The organism is Amycolatopsis sp. NBRC 101858 (assembly GCF_030269325.1).
GTDB classification, from domain to species: Bacteria; Actinomycetota; Actinomycetes; order Mycobacteriales; family Pseudonocardiaceae; genus Amycolatopsis; species Amycolatopsis ponsaeliensis.
On sequence record NZ_BSTD01000002.1, the window covers coordinates 1527542 to 1547645 of the forward strand.

Here is a 20104-nt window from a genome sequence, read left to right on the forward strand (position 1 = left end):
ACCGTCGCCGGTCGCTCTTCCGGACACGGCCATCCGCTTCGCGCGGTTCACCGGAGGTTCAGCGCGGGGCGAGATCGGCGATCTCTTGCGCGGACCAGTGCCCCTGCGCCCCGGGCAGCGGCGCCAGGTACCCCGCGATCTCCGGCAAGGACCATCCGTGCGCTTCCCGCAGCCCGCCCACGAGCATGGCCAGGTAAGCGGCCGACGGCGGGTTCTTCTCGATGTCCGCCGCCGACCAGGGCGCCGTGAACGTCAGGACGGGACAGCCGTCGAGATCACCGAGGTGCAGCAGGGTTTCATAGCGACCCGGCCCGAGCTGGTCACGGCTGGTCCGCAGCACGGTGCGCAAATCCAGGTCCGGGCCCGGCTCGCGGTACATTTCCTGCTCCGCGATGTCGGAGAACTGCCCCGCGGTCACCAAATACGACCGCATGGCCGCCCGCCCCGGCAACGCCGGGTCGAAGAACGCGCGACCGCCGTGCCAGACCGGCGATTCCGTCGCGAAGTAGACCCCACCGGGGAACTCGCTCGCCACGACGCGACGCGCCGGACTGCGGTCGCGGCACCCGGCGTAGCTGCGCTGGGCGCCCGGCGGCGTTCCGCCTTCGAGGTAACACCGCAACCGCGCGGCGTACATGTTGGACCCATAGCTCGCGTACCAAACCAGCGGCGGAAGGGACGAACTCACGCCACCACGGTATCGCGCGGGAAAGGACGGGCCGGGACCATCGGCCCGCGCTGTCCTACCACCCCGGGTATTCCGCGTGGATCTCGCCGTCGAACAGTCTCCAGTAGAAGGCGTTCATCTTCGCGGCCGCAGGCGCGTGCCGGGCCAGGATCGCGGCCACCTCCGGGGGCACGTCGTCCGGGATGCGGCCGGCAGCGCACTGCCGCACGTACTCGTTGCGCGCGACCGGGCCGCCACCGGTCGGCACCGGCACACCGCACACCGCGGTCACGAGCCAGTTCACCAAGCGCATGGCGGCGTAACCTTCGTCGTGCGTCGCGTGGCGTTCGGCGAAGCCGCGCTCGGCGGCCGACAGGTCGAAGTGCGGCGAGGTGGCCAGCCCGAAGTCGGTGAGGTAGATCCGCTCCCCGTCGGTGCGCATGTTGCCGAAGTGCCCGTCCATGTGCAGCAGTTGCCGACCGCGCAGGAACTCCACGATCTGCGAAAACTGCCGCTCGACCGTGGCCGCTTTGCCGGCGGGGTTCTCCGCCAGCCACTCCGGCATCGGGTGCGGGATGTGTTCGCAGAACAGCACCAGGCTGCACGATGCCGCGACCAGCGCGTCGAACCGGGCCCGCACGCTCGAGCACCCACCCAGCGCGGCGACCACCTTGTCGACGTCGGCGTACTCCTCGGCGACCGGCGGACGGCCGGGCAGCACCCGCCAGTGGTGGAGCATCGGGAACGCCTGCGTCTCACCGGCCAGAACGGCGTCGGTGACGATCACGTTCGCGGCCAGCTCGCGCCACGCGGTGAACCCGGGGCTGACGATGCCGTACTGGCAGTGCACCGGCAGATCGAACAAGTTCGCGGTGGAGCCCGGGTGCGCGAGCTCGAGATCGGTCAGCGGGATGCGCTTGACGAACACCGGCACGCCCTCGACGTCGAGGACCGCCGAGCCGCCGCCCACGCCCACCCCGGTGGCCTGCCCCGCGCCGACGAGCGCGGCCAGTTCGCCATCACTGCGGGATTCCAGGAAAGCCGAGAGGTTCCGGTGGCGAGCCTGCCTGGCGGCGATCACCGCACAAGTCTGCCACGGACCAGACTGCGCCGGCCTTCGCTACGAGAGCACCACCACGCACGGGCAAGTACCGGCTACGTGGTTGACCCGCACCGGATCGGCCGACGAAAACTCCCCGTACTCCTCGTCCCCGAAACCGATCCGGATGACGTCGGGCGAAGGCGGCTCGAGCACCGTTCCCCGCCGGACGCGGCGGCGGCCGTTCACCGGGTCGGGCTCGCCGAACACCAGCACCCGGTCACCCGGGGCGAAGTGGCTCCAGTAGCCGCCCTGGCGGGTGCTCCGGGCGGCCGCCGTGAACGCGCGGTCGTCGATTTCGGTCATCGGGAACCTCCTGGAGCGGTGCCTGCCGACCACACTACACATACTTGTTGGTTGACACGCAAGTTACTTTGCTAGACTCCAGGGCATGACCACCACCCGCCGCACCCAGCAGCAACGCCGGGACCAGGCCGAAGCCGCGCTGCTGGCCGCCGCCGCCGAACTGGTCGTCGAGCAAGGGGTTCGCTCGCTGACGCTGGCGCGAGTCGGGCAGCGCGCCGGCTACAGCCGCGGCATCGTCACCCACCACTTCGGCGGCAAGCAGGCACTGGTGGAACGGCTCGCCCGCGCGACGCAGGCCGGGTTCGTGCCGGGCCTCGGCGATCTGCCGCCCGGACTGGACCGTCTCCTGCGGCTGATCGACGGGTACCTCGGTGAGCTCGCCCGCCTCGGCGTGTTCAACCAGGCTTTCCTGCTGCTGTGGGCCGAAGCCGCGACCCAGCCCGACCTGGCCCCGATCTTCCGCGAGCGCGACGACGCCTTCCGCGCCGACCTGCGCGTCGACGTCGAAGCCGGCATCGCGGCCGGCGCCATCGACCCCGGCTTGAGGCCCGACGACGTCGCGATCGCCATCGTCGGGCAGCTCCGCGGGATCGCCCTGCAGCGGCTGCTGCACCCGCGCGGCGTCGACGTCGAGCAGGTGCGCCGCAGCGTCACCGGCCACTGGCGCCGGGCGCTCGCCCCGGCCTAGGTGTATTGCCCTGTGAGGTTGGGACGTGGCCGGCCTGCGAGTGCGGTGTGTCCGCGGTGGTGGTTGCAGGTGTGCAACCAGCCCGGAAGCGCCGCCCGGCGTTCGGTCTCGGTCCGGTAGGGCTGGCTGTAGGCCCATTCCTCGAGCAGGGTCCGGTTGAACCGCTCGACCTTGCGGTTGGTCTGCGGCCGGTAAGGCCGGGTGCGTTTGTGGGTGATCTGCGCGTCGCGCAGCGTGTCGCGCCAGGGGCGTGAGCGGTAGCAGGAGCCGTTGTCGGTCAGCACCCGTCGGATGGTGATGCCGTAGCCGGCGAAGTGAGCCGGGCGAGCCGGAAGCGGCTCAGGATCCGGTGCATCGTCGAGGGGGTTCAGCCCGAGCAGGTAGGCGATGTGGGCCGGTCCCCAGCGCCGTATGATCACTCGCCGCTCGACTCGGTTGAGCGTGCGGTTCGGACTGGTGCGAGGCCGGCTGGGCCGATCTGTCATGGCAGCGGTGCCGAGGTCGCGGTAGCGGCCGGCCCATCGGGCGGCAGTCGAGACCGACACCTGGAAGCGTTCCCGCACACCAAGATCATCCGATCACGTGTCGCCACGATCGCAACCTCCCCGGACAAAACACCTAGGGCACCGTTCCTCCCGGTCAGCCGCTGCGAAAACCACCACGGCACGCCGTTTTCGGCGAGAATGACGAACGGGCGGTCACCGGCCGCCTGCCCGTCGCCTCCGGGTGACCGGCCGTTCCGGACGAACCACCGGTGTGCCCGCATGCCTGATCTGCGCTTCCTGCTGCTGGGCCCGGTCGAGGCGCACCTGGGCGACCGGCGGCTCGAGCTGGGGCGCCGCCGCGAACGCGCGCTGCTGGCGGTGCTGCTGCTGGAAGCCGGCCACGTCGTCCCCACCGAGCGGCTGGTCGACCTGCTGTGGGACAACGCCCCGCCGGCCTCGGCCCGCACGGCGGTGCACACCCACGTGTCCAGGCTGCGCACCGCACTCGACCCGGATCGGGACGGCCGCCACGGCTTCCGCCTGCACGCCCACCGCCGCGGCTACCTCGCCGAGGCCGGCCCGGACGCGATCGACGCGCACCGGTTCACCGGGCTCGTGCGCGCCGCCCGTGCCCTCGGCGAGCCGGGTGCGCGGGCCACCGCGCTGCGGACGGCCCTGGCCCTCTGGCGTGGACCGGCCCTGCAGGATTCCGCTTCTTCCCTGCTCCGGCAACGGCTGACCGCCGAGCTGACCGAGACGCGGTTCACCGCGACCGAACTCGCCCTGGCCGCCGAACTGCAGTGCGGACGGCACCGTGAGCTCATCGGCGAACTGACCACGCTGACCGCCGAGCACCCCACCCGGGAGACGCTGTGGGCCCAGCTGGCGCTCGCCCTCCACCGCTGCGGCCGCCAGGCCGACGCGCTGCACACCCTCGACCGGGCCCGGCGGCGCCTGGTCGACGATCTGGGCATCGATCCCGGACCGCAGCTGAGCCGGCTGCACCAGCGGATCCTGCGCGCCGACCCGGCACTGCACCTCGGCGCGGAACCACCGCACGTCCCCGCCGCCCACCACCAGCTCCCCGCGGACATCGCGGACTTCACCGGGCGCCGGGAACACCTGCGGCGCCTGCACGAAGTCGCGGACGGCGCGACGTCGGCCACCACGACGACCATCTGCGTCATCGAGGGCATGGGCGGGACCGGCAAGACCCGGCTGGCCGTCCGCTTCGCCCACCAGCTGGTGCGCCGCCGCCTGTTCGACGAGATCCAGCTGTGGGCCGACCTGCGCGGGTTCCACCCCGAGCAGCCACCCGCCGATCCCGCGGCCGTCCTGGAGAACTTCCTGCGGTTGCTGGGAGTCGCCGCGCACCAGCTCCCGGCCGATCCCGACGCGCGGGCCGCCCTTTACCGCAGCAGGCTGGCCGGGCGCCGGGCGTTGGTGCTGCTCGACGACGCCGCGTCGGAAGACCAGATCCGCCCCCTGCTGCCCGGAACCGCGGACGGTCTCGTCGTGGTGACGAGCAGGCGGACGCTGCCCGGCCTCGACGGCGCCGGTTCCCTTCCGGTCGGCGGGTTCAGCACCGCCGAGGCGCTCGAGCTGCTCGACCGCTACGCCGGGAGCGACCGGGTGCGGCGGGAAGCGGACGACGCACGCCGGCTCGCCGACCTGTGCGGGAACCTGCCGCTCGCCGTCGCGGTCACGGCGCGGCACCTGCGGTCCCGCCCGGACTGGCGGCTCGGCGAGCTCGTCCGCCGCCTCGGTACCGGCGAGCGACGGCTCAGCGAACTGTCTCCGCCCGCCCGAGCGGCTCGCGCCGTCTTCGACCTGTCCTACCGGGGTCTGCCCGCCGGCCACCAGCGGGTCTTCCGCCTGCTGGCGGTCCACCCGGGACGCGACTTCGAGGTCTGCGCGGTCGCCGCGCTCGCCGGGATCACCGAAGCATCCGCGCAGGCCGTCCTGGACGACCTGCTCGACGAGCACCTGCTGGTGCCGAGCACCCCGCACCGCTACGGCATGCACGACCTCATCCGGCAGTACGCCGGCGAGCGGTCCCGCGAGCACGATCCCGGACCGGACCGGCAGGCCGCACTCGACGGCCTCGCCCGCCACTACCTCCTCCGGGCCCGCCACGCGACCCTGCTGATCCACCCGCCGGAGACCAGGCGGGTCAGCGCCCCGGAGGGTCCGGCGCCCTGGCGCACCGCCGTCGAGGCCGTCGAGTGGACGGAGACGGAGTACGAGAACCTCGTCGCCACCGCGCAGGCCGTGGCGACCGCGTCGGACGCCGTGCTGGCACTGGCGCTGGTCGCCGCCCTCTACCGGCCGCTGGCCAACCGGGGTCACTCGACCGATCGCATCGCCCTCACCAGGATGGCCGTGCGCATCGCCCGGCAGGCCGGCGACCGCCACGCCGAGGCGCAGTCCCTGGAAGACCTCGGCACCCTCTGCGGGCAGATCGGGGCGGCCGTCGAGGCCCAGGCCTGCAGCCGGCAGGCGTTCGAGATCTGGACCGAGCTGGGCGACCCCGTCGGGCAGCAGGGCTGCCTGGCCGACCTCGGCAACACGTGCCGCCAGCAGGGCGACCACGAGAAAGCCGTCGACTTCCTGCAGCGGAGCCTCGCGATCGCCGTCGCGTCCGGCAACCGCCGCGGCGAAGCGTCCGTGCTCAACTTCCTCGGCCTGACTTACCAGGGCACGGCCGAGTTCGACACCGCGATCGAGCACCTGGCCCGCAGCGCGGCGCTGTTCCACGAGATCGGCAACGAGCTCGGTGCGGCGATCGCGCTGGCCAACCGGGGCTGGGCGCACCAGCGCGCCGGACAGCCCGGCGAAGCCGCCGGCTACCACCGGCGCGGCCTGGAGATCTTCCGGGCGATCGGCGATCGCTACAACGAAGCCGAACAGCACTGGGGCATCGCGCAGGCCGCGCACGACTCCGGCGACCCGGCCACGGCGCGCCCGCACTGGCGCACGGCCATCACGATCCTGCGCGAGATCCAGGCCGTCGACGACGAGGAGGCCACCGAGATGCTCGCCCGGGACGTCCCCGCGATGCCCGAGGTCATCCGCCTCAACACCTGAAAGCCGTCCACGGGGTGCGGCCGGCCGCCGATGGCAAGGTGTTCGGCAAGGTCGCCGCGGCACAGTGGGCACGCTCAACCCGGGAGCGCACCGCTCCGGAACCGATCAGGGGGCGTCGCCGTGGGATCCGAGGGGGCCGGCCGGCCCGTGCCTCCGCTTTCGGCGGAGGTCCTGAGTGAAGCCGCGCGGCGGCCGCACGCGCCCCCGCGGCTGCTGCGTGCCGCCGACGCGGTCCTGGACGGCAGGTTCACCTGGGACGAAGTGGCCGGCGGCCGGTGCGAGCACCCGTTCGCCCAGTCGCTGTTCACGCCGAAGGCGGAAGAGACCCTCTGGCCATACCTCCGCGAGGTCGCCGACGAGCTCGCGGAGCCACCGGACCGGCAGGCCGAACGCGAACCGGCCGCCGAGGACGACGACGAAGACTTCAGTCTCCGGACCTACCGGCGGTGACCGCCGCACTTTCGACCAGGAAGGCACCGATGCAGGACAAGCCCGAACGCGGGCCGGGGTTCTTCGCGGACACCGGTGGCATCAAAGGGATCGCGGGGCAGCTCGACGACGCCGCGGCGGACCTGCGCGCCCGGACCGCAGAGATGCGCGACCTGATGTTCGGCGCCGCCACGGAGCCCGGCACCACCACCGGCCCCGCGCTGGTCTTCGGCGGCACGACCGCGGGCGGCGCCACGCTCGGCCGGAAGTTCGACGACCTGATCGCCGAGGTGGCGAGCTACGGCCAGGCGCTGGGGGAAACGATGAGCGCGGCAGCCGGGCAACTGCGCACGACGGGCGACATCTACGCCCGGACCGAGCACGAGATCAGCGGCACCTAGGAGCTTCATGTCCGCCTTTCCGGAATTCCCCGCTGATCCGAAGCACCTCGGCCAGGCTTTCTTCACCGAGTGCCACGCTTCGCTCGCCAAGAAGATCCACGACGAAACGCCCATGCCGCACCAGATCCTGGACAAGGGCGCCGGGCCCGGTGCGGGCTCGCCCGTCGCCGAGCCGGAGGTGTGGCAGCACCGGGTCGACGACGCGATGGCGGACCTGGCGTACTGGCAGAGCTACGCACTCGACGGCGACGTGAGCCTCATTTCCGGCCACGGACCGTGGATGACGCTGGTCGACAAGGGAAACGCCTTGTACAGCAGGGCGTGCAGCGACATGAAGAACGCGGTCGCGGCCATGGACGACGTCTGGAGCGGCGCCGCGCACCAGGAGGCCAAGCGTTACCTGCAGACCACGTCCGGCCTCGTGGAAGGCTATTGCCCCAGCCCGGGCAGCGGCGAGACGGGAATCATCAACGAAGCCGCCATCCAGCTGGAGGGTGCGTACCTGACGGCGGTGGCGTTCAAGAAGGACCTGTACAACCTGGCCAAGCAGGCGTCGGACGCGCTCGACCAGCTCGACAAGGGCGGGACCGGTGAAGCGATCGGCGTCGGCCTGATCGTCGGCGGGCTCGCGCTCGAGGGGCTGGGAGCCGTGCTCCAGAACGCGAAATCGCCGGTGACCGCCTTCGGGGGTGGCGTGCTGTCCGCGCTCGGTGATCTCGTCCTGAGCAACGGAATCGACAAGGTCGAGAAGCAGTACGTCGGCGGCCGGGACCCCGGGGAGATCATGCGCACGCTGAGGACCGCGACGACCAAGGCCCAGGAGAGCTACTCGGTCGCCGCCGACCGCGCGGGCCGGGACCTGAGCAAGATCTGGGAAGAGATCGACAGCAAGATGACCAACGCCGTCCTGCACCCCCTGTCCGCACCGGCCCCGAACGTCGCGATATCGCCCGCCGCCCGGCTGTCGAGGCTCTTCCCCGAGGGCTGACCGGTACCGGCTCGTCCGCCTCGGCGAAGGCCGAGAGGTCGTGGTTCGCCGCGTTGCTCGGCGCCACGACGGGGTCGCCGGCCCGGATGGTCACGCCGCCGCCCAGAACGCCCACGAGATCGCCGGCGATCTCGACCTCGACCGGATCCTCGATCTCGTGATGGGCCATCGCGAAGATCCCCGGCACCCCGGACTACCGGCAGCCGATCCTCGACGCGGCCCTCGCCGGGCTGCGCGAGCACCACGCCTGAGGTCCGCGCGCCTGGCGCGGGTGCGGTTTCCGACGAACCGCGTAGGCCGATCGAGGTACCGCGCCCGGTGCGTGATCACCACTCTTGACAAGTGGCCGGAGAAGCACCTACATGGACATTGGTTCAAACCACTCGGCAGGAGTTGAGCTACCGTGGTCAAGCTTGGTCGGATCACCGCGTTGCTGGCAGGCACCGCCCTCGTGGCGGGCATGATGACGGGCACGAGTGCGGCGAGTACGCCCGCCGCGCCGCGCAAGACCGGGCCGATCAGCGTGGCCTACGTCGAGGTGAACAACAACAGCATGCTGAACGTGGGCAAGTACGCGCTGGCCCAGGGCGGCGGCAACGTGTTCGACATCGGCGTCATCTTCGCCGCCAACATCAACTACGACACCGCGACGAAGTCGGCGTACCTGTACTTCAACCCGAACGTGCAGAACGTGCTGGACAACGTCAGCACCCAGGTCCGCCCGCTGCAGGCCAAGGGCATCAAGGTCATGCTGTCGATCCTGGGCAACCACCAGGGCGCCGGGTTCGCCAACTTCCCGTCCCAGCAGGCGGCCGCGGCCTTCGCCAAGCAGCTCTCCGACGCCGTGACCAAGTACGGGCTCGACGGCATCGACTTCGACGACGAATACACCGAGTACGGCAACAACGGCACGGGCCAGCCGAACGCCAGCTCCTTCGTCTACCTCGTCTCGGCCCTGCGCGCGGCGATGCCCACCAAGCTGATCTCGCTGTACAACATCGGCCCGTCGGCGTCGAGGTTGTCCTACGGCGGGGTCGACATCTCGTCGAAGTTCACCTACGCCTGGAACCCGTACTACGGCACCTGGGGCGTGCCGAACATCGCCCTCCCCAAGTCCGGGCTCTCCCCCGCGGCGGTGCAGATCGCGGCGACGTCCACCAGCACCGCGGCCAGTCTCGCCCAGCGAACCGTGAGCGAAGGCTACGGCGTTTTCCTGACCTACAACCTCGGTGCGAGCGATGCGCACACGTACATCTCCAGCTTCACGAGGCCGTTGTACGGCAAGGACGCCGTGTACACGAACTGAGCCGCCCGCCGGTCACGGCGTGTACGGGTCCTTGTAGGGAGCTTCGAACACCTTCTCGTGAGCATGACCCGCGTTCCGGTGTTCCAGCTGGTAGATGGCCGGGTCGTTCTGCTCCGCGATGACGCGTTCCCGGTCGTACCCGTGCATGTAGGCCTTGAACCGGTAGCTGCGCCACTCGTGGCTCGGTTTGTGCCCGAAGACGAACGTGGACCGGGCCGGGTGCGGAACCCAGTCCGACGCGTAGCCGGGATCCGTGCTCTTGAGCCTGATCCCGGTGTCGCGGTGGTACCGGACTATCCGACCGCTCCGGTCGACCTCGGGCGGGATCGTCTTGGTCTCGTCGACGGCGGAGATGAACTCGTTCTTCCCGTTGCGTGGGGCGTTCTTGAAGATCTCGTGCTGGACGTCCCCGCGGAGCGGCACTCTGCGGTAGGTGGGCGGAACACGCTCTTCGATCGAGGACGCCCAGGTGTCCGTCTCCTCGTCGAACCGCATCCAGTGGTCCCGGGACTTCTTGATGGCGCGAGACCAGCCGCCCCGGAAGCTGCCCGAGAAGAACCGGCCGGGAGTGTTGTGGCCAGGGGCCCGGGTAGGCGTGGCCGGGCCCGCGCCGAGACCGGTGGGACCGCCCAGGGGACTGCGCAGCTCCGCGAGCCGGATCAGGGAAGCGGCCAGCTCGTCGCGCAGGCCCGCGGTGGTCTGCGGTGCCCGGCCGATCCGGTCGGCGAGATCCGTCATCCGGGCCGCCAGGCCGGTGATCTCCGCGGCGGGTTCACCGCTCGCTCCCGCCACCTCGGCCGCGGTCGCGCTCGCGACGTCCACGATGTCCAGCGCGGCTTGCCGGATACCTGCTTCGTCCTTCGCGGGCAGATCGATCAGGTGCCGGGCGAGGCCGAACTCGGGATGCGGGCGGGAGACAGCCGACTGCCCCTCCCCGCCGCTCTGCCCGTCGGGCCGGCCGAGGTTGTCCACCTGGGTCCGGGCATCCGCCCGGGCCTGGTCTCCGCTCAGGCTCTGCACCCCGCGTGCGAAGGGCGCTGCCGCCGTCGCGGCGACCGCGATCGCCGAGACCAGGACGGCACCGACCACATTGGACTGACCGCCGCACGGGTCGGCCGGGGACGCGGCATCGGACTGCAAGGACTCCGTGCAGTCCGCGGACGCCTCCCCTTCCGACAGGAACAGGATCGCGACCATCCCGGCGACCACGGCCAGCACGCGGAACAGCGCCACGAGGCGAGTCATGCCGTCGTCCGCCCGGTGGTCTCGAGCAGCGCCCGAGGCGGATGGGCTTTCAGGTCCAGCACGAGCGAACGCAGCCGGGTCTCGTCCGGCGCGTCCTCCTCGGGTTCGCCGCGGGACCGGTGCCACAGCTGCGTTCCCAGTGCGAGCTGCGCCGCGTGCAGCCGGCCGAGGTAGCGGTACGACGCGAGCCCGCCGTGGCGCGCGGCGACGAGCACCTTCACCTTGAAGCGCCGCTTCGGGGTCATCAGGATCGGCACCTCGCCCACGCCGACCGCGCCCGTTCCCCGGCTCGCCTCCGCCTCGAGCTCCCGGGTCAGCGCGGCCGCCTGGTCGCGCAGGCCGCGCCGGAGCAGCACGACGTAGATGACCACGAACGGCCCTTGCAGCAGGACCAAGGTCGCCGGCTGCAGCACCAGCGACTGCAGTTGCGGGCTCGGGGCGAACCACCCGGTCTCGAGCCCGGTGAGGTAGGGCAGCGTCGCGTCGGTGAGGAAGTGCCCCGCCACGGCGACCAGGAACCCGAGCGCGACCACCCGGCGCCGTCGCCGTGGATCGGCGAGCTGCCGCGTCAGGCCGATCGTGGCACCGAGAATCGCCGAAAACGCGACGTGCGAGGTCATCAGCGACACCGTCTGCCGCGTCCAGAACTGGAACTCGGGTGCGCCCTGGCCCATGTACTCGACGGTCTCGACCATGGTGAAGCCGAGCCCCACCACCGCACCGAGGACGAGGCCGGACACCAGCCCGTCGATCCGGCGGCGGCACAGCAGCACGAGGATCACGATGCCCGCGCCCTTGGCCAGCTCTTCGAAGAGCGCGGCGTCGACCGAAAGCCCGGTCCTGGTCAGCTGCTGCGCGTCCTGCAGCTGCTGCAGCGGCGACCGGTCACCACCGAGTCCGGGGTGCCGCGTCAGCTCCGCCAGCTTGGTGTCGTAGACGAACGCCTGCGCGGCGTCCTTGAACAGGGCGTTCATCAGGCCACTCATCCCGGTCGCGAAGACCGCGCCCCAGGTGAACCCCAGCAGCACCAGCCACGCCGGCATCCGGTGGTGGCGTTGCAGCCGGTAGGTCGACCACACCGCGAACGCGGTGGTCGGGACGCACGCCAGCCAGTACGCCAGGTGTCCCGTCACGATGGCGACCGGCGTGATCACGAACGGAGCGAGCAGCACTCCCGCCGTCCCGAGCGTGCCGAAGTGCAGAATGCGCTGCTGCCCCAAGGAGTTCCCGGCCTGCCGGGAGCGCACGAGAACGGCCATCAGCAGGGCGGCCGCGACCGGCCAGCTGATCAGCACCGCCGTCAGCTGCGTCCGCGCCGCGGCGTCGAACGACTCGGCCCAGCTGCGCCCCTCGGCCGCGCCGGCCACGTCCGGCTTCACCGCGTCGAGCAGCATCCACAGGCCCAACGCCCCCGACAGCACCGCCGCGACGATCAGGACCGCCGTCGCCCGCGCTACCCGCACCGATCCCGGCATTCCCTCAACCCCCGTTCCGTGCCGGCGGAGCGGACGGCACCCGCAGCCCCGGTGGCAGCTCCGGAGTCGTGGAACACGCCGCGAAGACGCCCACGCCGATCGCCAAGACCGCGAACAGGGCACAGAGGTGCAGGAACCGTATCTGCGGCTCGAGCACCGGGTCCGGCTCCGGCCGCCGATCCGGTACCCGCGGCGGTTCGGCGCGAGGTCGCGGGCCCGGCCGGCGCGTCCGCCGCAGGATCACCGCCCCCGCCGCCAGGATCGCCACCACTCCCAGCAGCGCACCGAGCCAGCCCCAGAGCCCACCGGCCGGCGGCGGCGCCGGGCGCATCGAAGCACCGCCCGTGACCTCGTACATGTCGACGGCGCACGACACGAACCGGTGATCGGTCTCCTTCGCGCGCTCCTCCCCGTCGACGGTGATCGTGCAGGTCACCCACAAGCCGGACGAGTCCGCGGCCGAATCGGGATCGGCCCGCGCGGTCAGCAGCAGCACGTTGGCGGGCGGGCTCGCGACGTCGACGGTCTTCCGCCAGACGGGCCCGTCCGGCTTGCCGCCCTCGGACGTGGTGGTCCCGGGTGCGCTGAAGCCGACGTCGAACGAGCCTGCCCGGTACGCCCCCTCGACCGACACCACGAGCTCCACCTCGTAGGTGCCGTCCCCGGAGCAACCACCGCACAAAGCCAGCATCGCGAGCAACGACAACGCGATCGAACGTCGGTGCACAGCCGCTCTCCCCCGGAAACCGTCAGGCCGGTGCCGAGCTTGACACTGTGCGCCCGTATGTCGCGACCTTCGTCGGCGTGAGCTTAAAAACGCAGCTCAGCGGCACTCACAGCGTCGTGTCGCACAGCGCGGTGCCCAGGGCGGTCCGGTGGTGCAAGGACCGGTTGCCGTCGCGGCGGGTGACGACCAGACCGGCGTCCCGCAGCACGCCGATGTGCTGGCTCACGGCCGGGGACGACAACGCGAAGCGGCGCGCCAGCTCGCCGGTGCTGCGCATGTCCGTCAGTCCGGCCAGCAGCCGGCCGCGGGTCCGGCCCACCAGCGCTTCCAGGCGGGTGCCCGCCGCACCGGGCAGATCGCCGTGGGCCGCGGTGAGGGTGAGGTCGTGCTCGACCGGGTGGACCAGCACGGGAACCGGGCAGGATCGGTCCATGAGCGTCACCGGGTTGCTCCAGCAGAAGAAACTCGGCACCAGCACGAGACCGCGCCCCCGCAGGTGCACATCGGTATCGACCGGGTAGTCCGCCTCCAGCACGGGTTTGGACCACCGCACCACGGGTCGCAGGCTGTTCAGCACACCCTCGCAGCCCCCGTCGAGGAACGCGCGGGCCCGCAGCGCGCGATCGGCGTCGACGTGCGCCTGCACCACCGGCCAGTACGGCGCGACACAGGTGTCGTGAAAGGCGCGCACCGCCCCGACGAGCTCGCGCATCGCGTCCGCCGACCCCGCGGTGAGGCCGCGCGCCGACGACGGCAGGCGCTGGGTCCGGGCGATCACCTCGAACTCCGTCCGCATCCGCGCCGCCGGGGTCCGCGCGAGCGTCGCCACCCCCGCTTCCAGCCCCTGCATGCCTTCCACGGGCGTGATGAAGTCCGGGAACGACCCGTGCCGCGGCACCAGCGCCCGCACCATGCCCGCGGACGACCGCCGACGCTCCGGAGCAGGTCCTTCCCCTACCACGGCGCGCCAATGGTCGAAGGCGAGTCCGCCCGTCGTCGCGCCCAGCTTCTGCGACGCCAGCACGATCTCCCACAACGGATCCGGCCCCTCGGCCAGCCGGAGCCGGGCCAGGTCGGCGTCCGTGAAGTGGATGCGCAGCGTTCCCCTCACCGCGTGCTCCCCTCGCGCCCGTGCCGCTTTTTCGTCACTGCCAGCGGGACAGCCACCACCAGCACGAAGACCACCACCTTTCGAACCGTGCCCGGCTTTTCTCGAACCTCGCGCCGTGATGCCACCGGAACACCAGGACGGTGGCGCCCGCGCCGAGCAGGGTCAGGATGCTGCCGTACACGATCGGCCCGGTGTGCTTGTCGCCCTCGTCGAATTCCGCGCGCCGTTCGTCCGGCCACACCCGGATGTAGACCCGGCGGCCCGGGACGCCCACACCCCCCTTGTTGTGCTCGAAGGTCTCCGTCCTCGTCACCCCGTCGGGCCCGGTGTACTCGACGTCCACGGTCCGGTGCTCCCGGAACCCGGTCGCGACGACCCGCCCCGGGAAGAGCCCCGCCGACCGGTCCACGTCCACCGCCATCGCAACGCCGGCCCACACCCCCGCCAGCCCGCCGGCCAGCACCAGCAGAGGGAGCCACAGCAAGGCCGCCTCGGGCAGCCAGGACCTCGACGACGTCATGCCACCAGCACGCCGGAGCGGCCGTCGTGGTTGCCCCGGCGGACCCGCGATTCGTTGACCATCACGCTCCGCACTCCGTAGGTTCGACGATGACCGAGGAGGTCCGAGAATGAGCCACCTGGTGCGATTCACCGACGGCACCGGCAAGATCCGAGTCGGCCTGCTCACCGATGAGCAGCTGCGGCCGCTCGCGGTGGCGTCGATGGGTGACCTGCTGCGCCGCCCCGTGGCGGAGATCCGCGCGCTGGCCGAGGCCGCCGGAGAGCCCGTGCCCACGGCCGGGACGCGCCTGCTGCCGCCGCTGGACGGGCGGATGGAGGTGTGGGCCGCCGGGGTGACCTACCTGCGCTCCGAAGAGGCCCGCCGCGAGGAGAGCGCCGACGAGGACGTCTACGCGCGGGTGTACCGCGCGGAGCGGCCCGAGCTGTTCTTCAAGTCGGCCGCGTGGCGCGTGGTCACCGACGGCGAGCCGATCGCGATCCGCGCCGATTCCGCCAACGACGTGCCGGAGCCGGAACTCGGCCTGCTGCTGACCGGTGCCGGCGAGATCGCCGGGTACGTGGTGGTCGACGACGTCAGCTCCCGCAGCATCGAAGGCGAGAACCCGCTGTACCTCCCGCAGGCCAAGATCTACACCGGTTCGTGCGCGGTGTCCGCGCGGGTGCGGCCGGCGTGGGAGGTGCCGGACCCGCTGGCGCTCGGCCTCCGCATGCGCATCCTGCGCGACGGGCACGAGGTGTTCGCCGGCGAAGCCAATACCGCGCAACTGAACCGCGAACCGGCCGGCCTGGTCGAGTACCTGTGGCGGGACAACGACTTCCCCGACGGCGCCGTGCTCTCGACGGGCACGTCCGTCGTGCCGGGGCTCGATCAGGGGCTGCGGCCGGGAGACCTGGTCGAGATCGAGATCGACGAGGTCGGATCGCTGCACTCCCCCGTGGTGCGGGGTGCCGACGAGGTGCGCCGGGTGCTCGCCGCGCGCTGAGAGTCCGGCGGGGCTCGGTGGACGAACCCCGCCGGACGTTGGTCAGCTGATCGGTTCGATCCACACGTTGCGGAACCGCACGTTCTCCCCGGGATCACCGTGGTCCTGCAACCGGATCGCGCCGGGAGCGGCGCCTTCCGGATCGCCGGCCCCGGTCGATCCGGTGATGCCGACGTCGTTGTGGACGGTCACGCCGTTCCAGACGACGGTCACCCTGGCGTTGTCGGTCTTCGTCCCGGCACTGTCGAACCGGGCCGCCCGGAACGTGATGTCGTAGGTCTGCCACGTCAGCGGCGCTGTCGCGGCGTTCACGTCCGGCGCCCTCTGCGTGTAGATCGCGCCGGCCTCGTCGTTGGCGAGGCTGGTGTCACCGTAGGAGTCGAGCACCTGGACCTCGTAGCGGTCCTGCAGGTACACGCCGCTGTTGCCGCGCGCCTGCCCGGTCACGTTCGACGGGTAGCTGGGCTCGTACCACTCGACGTGCAGCTTGAAGTCCCCGAACTTCTGCCGGGTCCGGATGTCCCCGCCGAGTGACTCCATCGAGCCGCCGGCGACCGGCCAGGGCGCCGCTCCGCCGGAGCGGAGTTCCCAGGCGTTCAGGTCGGTCCCGGTGAACAACGGGATCCGGGTGGCCGCGGTGACGGTGATGTTGTCCAGGTTGACGTTGCCGGCGTCACCGCTGTCGAACCGGTAGGAGATCGAGTTCGCGCCCGCCGCGAGCGGCAGCGCTTCCGGCTGAAGCGCCCAGTTGTCCCACGTCGTCGTGCTGGCCAGCCGGGTCTGCCGGACCTTCGCGCCGTTGACGTAGACGCTCACGGATTTCGTCCCGGCACTGGGATTCGGGCCGTTCGCGTACCGCAGGCCGACGTTGTAGGTCCCGGCGGCCGGCACGTTCACCGCGAACGTCGTGGCGGCGCCCTGGTTCCAGTACCCGTCGACGAATCCGGTCGCTTCGTAGCCGGTGTGGTCGGTGTTGACGCCCGCGCCGCCGCTCAGCGTCGCGCGCTCGGCTTCGTAGGTCACGGCGGCAGGCGCGCCACCCACCAGCGAGTTGAGGGTGTACCACGCTTCCGTGCTCCACAGCGCCGTGCCGGATTCGGCCGCGAACGGCCGGGGCGACCGGACGTGGACGACCCGCCCGGGCAGCAGGCCGGCGATCTGCAGGGTGACCTTCTTGCGGTCGGCCGACACCGCCGCGCCGGTCACGGTGAGGGTCTGCTCGTCGACCTTGGGCCCGCCGTAGGTGGAAGTCGGTGCGTAGCGCCATTGCGAGACCTGGTACTTGGTGACCAGGTCCTGTGCCGTCGCGGCGGACAGCGGTTGCGTGTATTCGAGTTCGAACCCGCCCGCGACCGCCCGCATGGCGAGGATGTCGAAGGTGCTGGTGCCGTTGGGAGTCAGCTTCTGCAGGCCGTAGGCGAGCTTGCCCGGCTGCCCCCAGTTGCCGCCCCCGTCGATCCCGCCGGTGTAGATCGCGCCGTCCGGGCCGAGGCTGATCCGGCTGACCCCGGACTCGAGGCCCTGCGTCATGCGGAAGACCGCACCCTGGTACTCGCCGTTGACCTTCTCCAGGTAGACCCGTTGCAGGCCACCGTAGGTCACGTCACCGTAGACCAGCTGGCCGGCGAAGGTGCCCTGGGTCAGCTGGACCGGGTTGCTGGGCGAGTTGGCGATTTCGTTGTGCGGCAACCACACCACCGGCGCGGTCACCGGTTGCGCGTCGAACGGGCCCGCCGGGTTCGTGTAGTGGTTGAAGAACCGGTTCTGCTTGATGCGCACGAGCTTGTTCGCGGGCAGCCAGGCGCCCTGGTTGTCGGTGACGAAGAGGTCGCCTTCCGGGCCCCAGCCGATGCCGTGCGGGGTGCGCAGGCCGCCGGCGATGGTCGAGACGGCGCCGGTGTTCTTGTCGACCTTGATCGTGACGCCGCGGCCCGGCGCGGGCTGCGGGTTCGTCGTGGCGCCGCCGAGGTCGATCGCCACCGACAGGTTGACGTAGAAGAACCCGTCCTTGTACAGCAGGCCGAACGCGAACTCGTGGAAGTTGCCGCTGAACGGCCAGGTCGCGACCGTGCGGTAGACGTCGGTGACGCCGTCGCCGTTGGTGTCATTGAGTTCGACGAGCCGCGTCTTCTCCGACACGTACAGCTTGCCGTCGACGTACTTGACGCCCATCGGTTCTTTGAGACCGCTGGCGATCCGCTGGGTCCGCACCCGCGAAGGATCCGTGGTGCCGGTGGCGTTGCTGATCAGCTGGACTTCCCCGGCGGTGTTGTTCGACCCACCCCAGGTCGCGATGGCGAGCCGGCCGTCGGGCAGCCAGTCCATCCCGGTCACCTGCGGCTGGAAGCCGTCGGGGCGCAGGTTCGTCAGCGTGAAACCGGGGTGGACGCCGGTGAGCGGCAGGCCGTCACCAGGAGAGTCCGCGGTGCTTTCGCATTCCTTCTTCCCCGGCGAGGTCACCCGGACGACCCCGGCGTCGGTGCTGAGCACCGAGTTGGGCACCACCGCGAAGGCCGACGAGCCGGGTGGCTGCCATTCCAGCGTGATCTGCTGGTCACCGGCGTTGTCGAAGTGCTCGATCCGCAGCGCGTGGTAGCCGGTGGTCAGCTGGACCGAGCCGGTCACCGCGGTCGCGCCGTGCAGGCCGTCGTTGGTGATCACGACCTGCCCGTCGATGCGCAGCCGGGAGCCGTCGTCACTGGTCAGCCGGAACTGGTGGCTGCCGGCGGTCGCGATGGAGATGTTGCCGGTCACCTCCGACACCAGGAAGTCGTCGACGCCGAAGTCGGCGGTGCTGGTCCAGTTGATCGTCGGCATCAGCTTGTCGACGTTGGGGGTCAACCCGGGCTTGATGGTGCACAGCTTGCTCAGTTCGGTTTGCATGTCGAACACCCGGAGGGTCACGCCTGGCTCTTGAGGGGGAACGGCGGCGTGAGCGGGTGTGGCGACGGCCGTCGAAAGGGCTGTGAACAGGACTGTTACCACCAGAACCACCCGGCGGCATCGTGCGCGGACAGCCAGAAGCATCGTTGCTCCTCGGGGGAAGAGCCAGGCTCTGTACCTGACGCTCGGTGAGCGTAGGGAGGACTTTTGCATCAAGTCAACGAAAGTATGTCCCGTTTGAGCGAAATTACGCCGTCCAGACGCGTAAGTGTCGGCGTCGGCGAGCGCACCTCCCGCTCGTCCGCGGCTCGCCACGCCGAAGGACCCGGCGTGGCGAGCGTTCCTCACGAACGATCAGCTGATCGGCAGGAAGGCTCTCGGCGACAGGATGACGCACCCGCTGCCCGAAAGGAGGGTCACCCCACCGGACAGGAGGAGTGCCAGCCCGCTGGGCCGGGGTGACGTCGCGGTCGTGGTCGCCTGGTAGTACGGGCTGAACATGACGGAACTGTCGACGAGGGTGCCGGAGACGATCCCCATGTCGATCGTGGTGAAGTTGTAGGTGACCACGAGGCTGCGGTAGATCATCGGCCCCTGGTACGAGGTCATGCCCCAGACGACTCTCGCCACGCCGTCACCGGGGACGTCGTCGAAGATGTCGATCCACGCGGCACCGCAGTTCCCGGTGACCGTGCCGTCGGTGCTCGCATCGCCGGGCGCGGGGCACTGCTTCTGTTCGACGGCCTTGCCGAGCGCCTCGGCGGACATACCGGCGCAGTCGAACTTCATCTCGGCCGTGATCCTCGCGACCGGCTTGGCCGAGGTGCTCGAAGTGAAGTCGCGGTGCAGCGTGGGTGGCGCCGGTGCGGTTTCCGCCTGCGCCGCGGGAGCCGCCGACGCCACGCCCACCCCGACCGCCAGGACCATCCCCAGCAATCGTCTCCGGCCACCGGTCCGATTCCGGAATGCCTTGTGCTTGAACATGTTCCAGCTCCTATCGTCAGCACGACAGACCATGCGAACGGAGTGTGCTGGCGGCAACTGGACAGCCGATGTACGACCACTGGACAGCCGCTGTACGGGCCCGCGTCCCGCTGTCAGCGGATGTGCGCGAGGCGCCGTCGTTCGAGGACGAGCGCGAGCGCGTAGGCGCCGCCGCCCGCGATGGCGAGGATCCAGAACAGGCCCGGCGTGCCGGCGACGAGAGCGATCGTGGAGATGAGGGCCAGCCAGCTGCCGAGGGCGTAGTGCACGAGGTTGCGGCGTGCGACGCCTTCGGCGATGTAGAGCAGGCCGACGACGAGGCCGGAGCCGGTCGGCCAGAGGACGGTCGGCAGGTCGGCGGCGCCGGAGATCGTGGTGAGACCGGTGATGGCGAGGAACAGGGCGGCGAAGCCGGTGATCCAGGACAGGCCGAGCAGCTGGCCGATCAGCGCGGTGCGCTTGTCGGCGCCGCGTTGGGCTCGGGTGGCGCCGAGGGTGGAGAAGACGGTGCCGGCGGCGAGGCCGGCCACGAGCAGCGCCGGGGGTAGCCAGCCGGGCAGTGCGAACAGCGGGTCGTCGCCCCGGGAGACGGCGGTGGCGCCGTGTCCCAGGACGTAGGCGGATCCGAAGCCGGCGTAGGCGGCGCGGTTGTCGACGTCGCCGACGCGGGTGACGGCGGGGGCGGCGGGGAGCGCGAGGGTGGTCATGGCTGGTGCCT

The 20104-nt window shown here is 71.0% G+C and carries 18 protein-coding genes and 1 pseudogene; 7 read left to right on the forward strand and 12 right to left on the reverse strand.

The window, feature by feature from the left end; all coding sequences use genetic code 11:
- Window positions 1-58: 58 nt before the first annotated feature.
- The 3 genes from QSK39_RS20060 to QSK39_RS20070 are packed head-to-tail and all read right to left on the reverse strand — an operon-like array spanning window position 59 to window position 2072.
- Window positions 59-688: a histone deacetylase gene (locus tag QSK39_RS20060; protein WP_285479284.1), complete on the reverse strand. Its 630-nt coding sequence runs from the start codon at window positions 686-688 to the stop codon at window positions 59-61.
- A gap of 55 nt (window positions 689-743) precedes the next feature.
- Complete coding sequence (locus tag QSK39_RS20065; RefSeq protein WP_285479285.1) at window positions 744-1748, reverse strand: serine/threonine protein phosphatase; 1005 nt, start codon at window positions 1746-1748, stop codon at window positions 744-746.
- A gap of 39 nt (window positions 1749-1787) precedes the next feature.
- Window positions 1788-2072 (reverse strand): hypothetical protein, encoded by a 285-nt coding sequence (locus QSK39_RS20070; RefSeq protein WP_285479286.1) that lies wholly within the window; start codon window positions 2070-2072, stop codon window positions 1788-1790.
- Between the two features lie 85 nt (window positions 2073-2157).
- Between QSK39_RS20070 and QSK39_RS20075 the strand changes: the two genes are divergently transcribed.
- Entirely contained in the window at window positions 2158-2760 is a 603-nt protein-coding gene (locus QSK39_RS20075) for a TetR/AcrR family transcriptional regulator (protein WP_285479287.1), read from the forward strand.
- Here QSK39_RS20075 and QSK39_RS20080 read toward each other — a convergent pair.
- A pseudogene (locus QSK39_RS20080) lies at window positions 2757-3317 on the reverse strand (integrase core domain-containing protein); the annotation flags it as partial. The gene QSK39_RS20075 and the pseudogene QSK39_RS20080 overlap by 4 nt on opposite strands.
- A gap of 207 nt (window positions 3318-3524) precedes the next feature.
- Here QSK39_RS20080 and QSK39_RS20085 point away from each other — a divergent pair.
- From QSK39_RS20085 to QSK39_RS20105, 5 genes are all read left to right on the forward strand, one after another.
- The gene (locus tag QSK39_RS20085; RefSeq protein WP_285479288.1) at window positions 3525-6332 is read left to right on the forward strand and encodes an AfsR/SARP family transcriptional regulator; all 2808 of its coding nucleotides are present in this window, start codon (window positions 3525-3527) and stop codon (window positions 6330-6332) included.
- A 147-nt stretch (window positions 6333-6479) separates the two neighbouring features.
- Window positions 6480-6782 carry a hypothetical protein gene (locus tag QSK39_RS20090; protein WP_285479289.1) on the forward strand — a complete coding sequence of 101 codons (303 nt, stop codon included), beginning with the start codon at window positions 6480-6482 and terminating at the stop codon, window positions 6780-6782.
- A 29-nt stretch (window positions 6783-6811) separates the two neighbouring features.
- On the forward strand, window positions 6812-7162 hold the full coding sequence (locus QSK39_RS20095; protein WP_285479290.1) for a hypothetical protein: 351 nt from the start codon (window positions 6812-6814) through the stop codon (window positions 7160-7162).
- A gap of 7 nt (window positions 7163-7169) precedes the next feature.
- Window positions 7170-8150, forward strand: coding sequence for a hypothetical protein (locus tag QSK39_RS20100; protein WP_285479291.1), 981 nt, complete (start codon window positions 7170-7172; stop codon window positions 8148-8150).
- A 403-nt stretch (window positions 8151-8553) separates the two neighbouring features.
- Window positions 8554-9456, forward strand: a complete 903-nt coding sequence (locus QSK39_RS20105; protein WP_285479292.1) for an endo-beta-N-acetylglucosaminidase H — start codon at window positions 8554-8556, stop codon at window positions 9454-9456.
- Between the two features lie 12 nt (window positions 9457-9468).
- Here QSK39_RS20105 and QSK39_RS20110 read toward each other — a convergent pair whose 3' ends face one another.
- The 5 genes from QSK39_RS20110 to QSK39_RS20130 form a co-directional block, all read right to left on the reverse strand.
- Entirely contained in the window at window positions 9469-10701 is a 1233-nt protein-coding gene (locus tag QSK39_RS20110) for a GH-E family nuclease (RefSeq protein WP_285479293.1), read from the reverse strand.
- Window positions 10698-12176 (reverse strand): PrsW family intramembrane metalloprotease, encoded by a 1479-nt coding sequence (locus QSK39_RS20115; protein ID WP_285479294.1) that lies wholly within the window; start codon window positions 12174-12176, stop codon window positions 10698-10700. Before QSK39_RS20115 ends, QSK39_RS20110 begins: the two co-directional genes overlap by 4 nt.
- A gap of 4 nt (window positions 12177-12180) precedes the next feature.
- On the reverse strand, window positions 12181-12903 hold the full coding sequence (locus QSK39_RS20120) for a hypothetical protein (RefSeq protein WP_285479295.1): 723 nt from the start codon (window positions 12901-12903) through the stop codon (window positions 12181-12183).
- Window positions 12904-13009: 106 nt separating this feature from the next.
- On the reverse strand, window positions 13010-14014 hold the full coding sequence (locus QSK39_RS20125) for an ArsR/SmtB family transcription factor (protein WP_285479296.1): 1005 nt from the start codon (window positions 14012-14014) through the stop codon (window positions 13010-13012).
- A gap of 34 nt (window positions 14015-14048) precedes the next feature.
- Window positions 14049-14534 carry a hypothetical protein gene (locus QSK39_RS20130; protein WP_285479297.1) on the reverse strand — a complete coding sequence of 162 codons (486 nt, stop codon included), beginning with the start codon at window positions 14532-14534 and terminating at the stop codon, window positions 14049-14051.
- A 109-nt stretch (window positions 14535-14643) separates the two neighbouring features.
- On the opposite strand from QSK39_RS20130, the gene QSK39_RS20135 reads away from it, so the two are divergent.
- Window positions 14644-15519 (forward strand): fumarylacetoacetate hydrolase family protein, encoded by an 876-nt coding sequence (locus QSK39_RS20135; protein ID WP_285479298.1) that lies wholly within the window; start codon window positions 14644-14646, stop codon window positions 15517-15519.
- Window positions 15520-15561: 42 nt separating this feature from the next.
- Here QSK39_RS20135 and QSK39_RS20140 read toward each other — a convergent pair whose 3' ends face one another.
- The 3 genes from QSK39_RS20140 to QSK39_RS20150 form a co-directional block, all read right to left on the reverse strand.
- The gene (locus QSK39_RS20140; RefSeq protein ID WP_285479299.1) at window positions 15562-18546 is read right to left on the reverse strand and encodes a 3-keto-alpha-glucoside-1,2-lyase-like domain-containing protein; all 2985 of its coding nucleotides are present in this window, start codon (window positions 18544-18546) and stop codon (window positions 15562-15564) included.
- Between the two features lie 210 nt (window positions 18547-18756).
- Complete coding sequence (locus QSK39_RS20145; protein ID WP_285479300.1) at window positions 18757-19329, reverse strand: hypothetical protein; 573 nt, start codon at window positions 19327-19329, stop codon at window positions 18757-18759.
- A gap of 170 nt (window positions 19330-19499) precedes the next feature.
- Window positions 19500-20093: an ABC transporter permease gene (locus tag QSK39_RS20150; protein ID WP_285479301.1), complete on the reverse strand. Its 594-nt coding sequence runs from the start codon at window positions 20091-20093 to the stop codon at window positions 19500-19502.
- Window positions 20094-20104: the final 11 nt, after the last annotated feature.

Bases quoted from the DNA above. Each gene is read 5' to 3' on its own strand.
- QSK39_RS20070 (WP_285479286.1), bottom strand. From the start codon at position 2,072: ATGACCGAAATCGACGACCGCGCGTTCACGGCGGCCGCCCGGAGCACC.
- QSK39_RS20075 (WP_285479287.1), top strand. From the start codon at position 2,158: ATGACCACCACCCGCCGCACCCAGCAGCAACGCCGGGACCAGGCCGAA.
- QSK39_RS20085 (WP_285479288.1), top strand. From the start codon at position 3,525: ATGCCTGATCTGCGCTTCCTGCTGCTGGGCCCGGTCGAGGCGCACCTG.
- QSK39_RS20095 (WP_285479290.1), top strand. From the start codon at position 6,812: ATGCAGGACAAGCCCGAACGCGGGCCGGGGTTCTTCGCGGACACCGGT.
- QSK39_RS20100 (WP_285479291.1), top strand. From the start codon at position 7,170: ATGTCCGCCTTTCCGGAATTCCCCGCTGATCCGAAGCACCTCGGCCAG.
- QSK39_RS20110 (WP_285479293.1), bottom strand. From the start codon at position 10,701: ATGACTCGCCTCGTGGCGCTGTTCCGCGTGCTGGCCGTGGTCGCCGGG.
- QSK39_RS20115 (WP_285479294.1), bottom strand. From the start codon at position 12,176: ATGCCGGGATCGGTGCGGGTAGCGCGGGCGACGGCGGTCCTGATCGTC.
- QSK39_RS20130 (WP_285479297.1), bottom strand. From the start codon at position 14,534: ATGACGTCGTCGAGGTCCTGGCTGCCCGAGGCGGCCTTGCTGTGGCTC.
- QSK39_RS20135 (WP_285479298.1), top strand. From the start codon at position 14,644: ATGAGCCACCTGGTGCGATTCACCGACGGCACCGGCAAGATCCGAGTC.
- QSK39_RS20140 (WP_285479299.1), bottom strand. From the start codon at position 18,546: ATGCTTCTGGCTGTCCGCGCACGATGCCGCCGGGTGGTTCTGGTGGTA.
- QSK39_RS20145 (WP_285479300.1), bottom strand. From the start codon at position 19,329: ATGGTCCTGGCGGTCGGGGTGGGCGTGGCGTCGGCGGCTCCCGCGGCG.
- QSK39_RS20150 (WP_285479301.1), bottom strand. From the start codon at position 20,093: ATGACCACCCTCGCGCTCCCCGCCGCCCCCGCCGTCACCCGCGTCGGC.